The organism is Vibrio sp. 10N.222.48.A3, from assembly GCF_041475345.1.
GTDB lineage: Bacteria > Pseudomonadota > Gammaproteobacteria > Enterobacterales > Vibrionaceae > Vibrio > Vibrio tasmaniensis_A.
On record NZ_JBFRVX010001396.1, the window covers coordinates 1 to 2089 of the forward strand.

Sequence of the window (2089 nt, forward strand, 5' to 3'; positions counted from 1 at the left end):
AGACTTGGATGATACGACCAACAGTGATCAAACATGGTCATAAGTTGAGGGTTACCATACTTAGAAAGACTAACCGCATGGAAACGGTTTTTGTGCTCTTTCAATTTTTCAACCTGAGCAATCATTTCATCAGATTGCTTAGGGGCGATAAAGTCAGAAAGTACGATCAAATCTGCGTTCTTGTATTTATCACCCGTCATCAGGTCAATCGACTTCATGAGTACAGGTTCTAGATCCGTACCGCCGTGGAATGAATAGCTTAAGAAGTCGCTCGCTTCACGCAGGCCATCTTGCCTTGTTAACTCATAGGTAATCTGCTCAGAAGAGAACAGAATCACGTAACAGTCTCTCTCTTCCGCAAGCGCGATTTGCATCAAAGCGTAAGCCATTGCTTTGGCTGACTGCTCTGGGAACCCACTCATAGAACCAGAAGCGTCCACACAGACGATGAACGGCCCTTTTTCAATATCGACGTTTTTGCTATCAGGCTTTTGCGCTTTTACTTTACGTAATGTCCGTGATTTACCTTGCGAACGATAGCTCAATAAACGCTTGTCGGCCAAGTGCTTATAAAAGATAACCTCAAGTTCAGGGTAAGCGAGGAACATGGTTTCGTTTGGCAGCATCTTGTTGAGATCATCACTTTCGTGAATCCCAACAATATCATCGACCGCTTCATCGCTTTTCTCTTCAACCATCTGCAGTTCTTCTACAGGAGCTTTGTGTAGCGAAGGATCATCTTCCTCACCAGCCATACGTCCTAGTTTTTCTGCGATCTCTTGCAAACCCTTGTGCTTATTCAGAAACTCAGCGTGGCGCTTCATGATGGTTAGGTCTGTTTTGCTTAATTTGGCCGATGCCATGTCCCACAAACGCCCTACACTGCCTTCATCGCCCGACTCTGTCACTTTGTCCATGTTTTTCATGGTTTCCATGCGCTGATAAAGATCAGCTAAGACTTTTTCTTTGCTTGTTTCGAGTTCGGTGACTTGAGCTTGTTTGATGGCATCTGACAGCGATTGGTACCATTGATCACAAAAGTAATGTGGAAACATCGCGTTATAAACACCTTTATTGTTTTCCATCAAACGTCTTGCTTGTAGATAAAATGCTGAGTGCCACTCCAGCTTCTTAATAACGCGATCAATCTCGTCAAAAAACTGAGATTCATCCCAGTAAATCACTTCTTGGTAAAGTGCGATTTCCTCTTGGAAACGGTCGGTTTCACACACTTTAGTGACGCGTTTTTTTACTTTACCGCGCCATTTAACTAAGTGGTTTTTGACTGATGTTTTCACACCTTTATTCTCAGCAGCCATCATCACTTGAGAACGAGCGATAAGATCATTCATCGCGGTATCAATGATACCAGAGTCAGCCACCATCAAAGCGAGGTTTAAGCCGTCAGCTCCTAACATATGCTCCCCCTCTTACTCAAAGTACTGACTCATGAACTTAATGCGTTGCGCGATCTTGCTACTCTTCACTTTTGTCGTTTCAAGCTCTTGTGTTACCGCCTGTAAGCTTGATTCCATCGCTTTCGGTAAATCAGGGTCAATATAGTTATGCGGTAATGCGTCATGGAATTCAGTGCGTACTCTTTTTAACTTGAATTCAGCTGCAGTTAACTGTTCTAGGGCTTTCTCAGCGCCGTTCAACCACTTGTTATACAGTTCTTGATCTAAACCGTCAGTAGTCACCACACTCACCAATACAGAACGATTAGCAATATCTTTGATCACTAATTGATTCGATGCATCCAAGTCGAGCTTTAAACGGCATAGATTTTTGTTTTCGTTTACGTAACCGTAAATGTCGCCATGACCTTCTTTTAGAACACGGTCAAAATCATCTTTGGCTACATACACCCAACGACTATCGCCTTTCTCAGATTCAGACACCGACATATTGCTTTGCAGCATAACCAATTTAATAAGATTGTATGCGCTACCGACGCTGTACATTTTCGCGTTCTTGATATCATGTTGGTAAACGTCTTTACGTCGTAAGCCACTGGTTGACTCCACAGAGAGCGACACCGACAGAGTCGATTCAACATCATCTTGAATCTCTTCTAGCTCTTCACGAG

Annotated in this window: 2 protein-coding genes; both read right to left on the reverse strand. The window is 43.3% G+C overall.

Features of this window, described 5'->3' with window-relative positions; genetic code table 11:
* The coding region (gene viaA, locus AB4653_RS26635; protein WP_372105732.1) for an ATPase RavA stimulator ViaA at positions 1 to 1418 on the reverse strand (1418 nt) is incomplete at its 3' end.
* 12 nt (positions 1419 to 1430) lie between these two features.
* Positions 1431 to 2089, reverse strand: a 659-nt coding sequence (locus AB4653_RS26640) for an ATPase RavA domain-containing protein (protein WP_372105733.1), incomplete at its 5' end; no start/stop codon positions are given.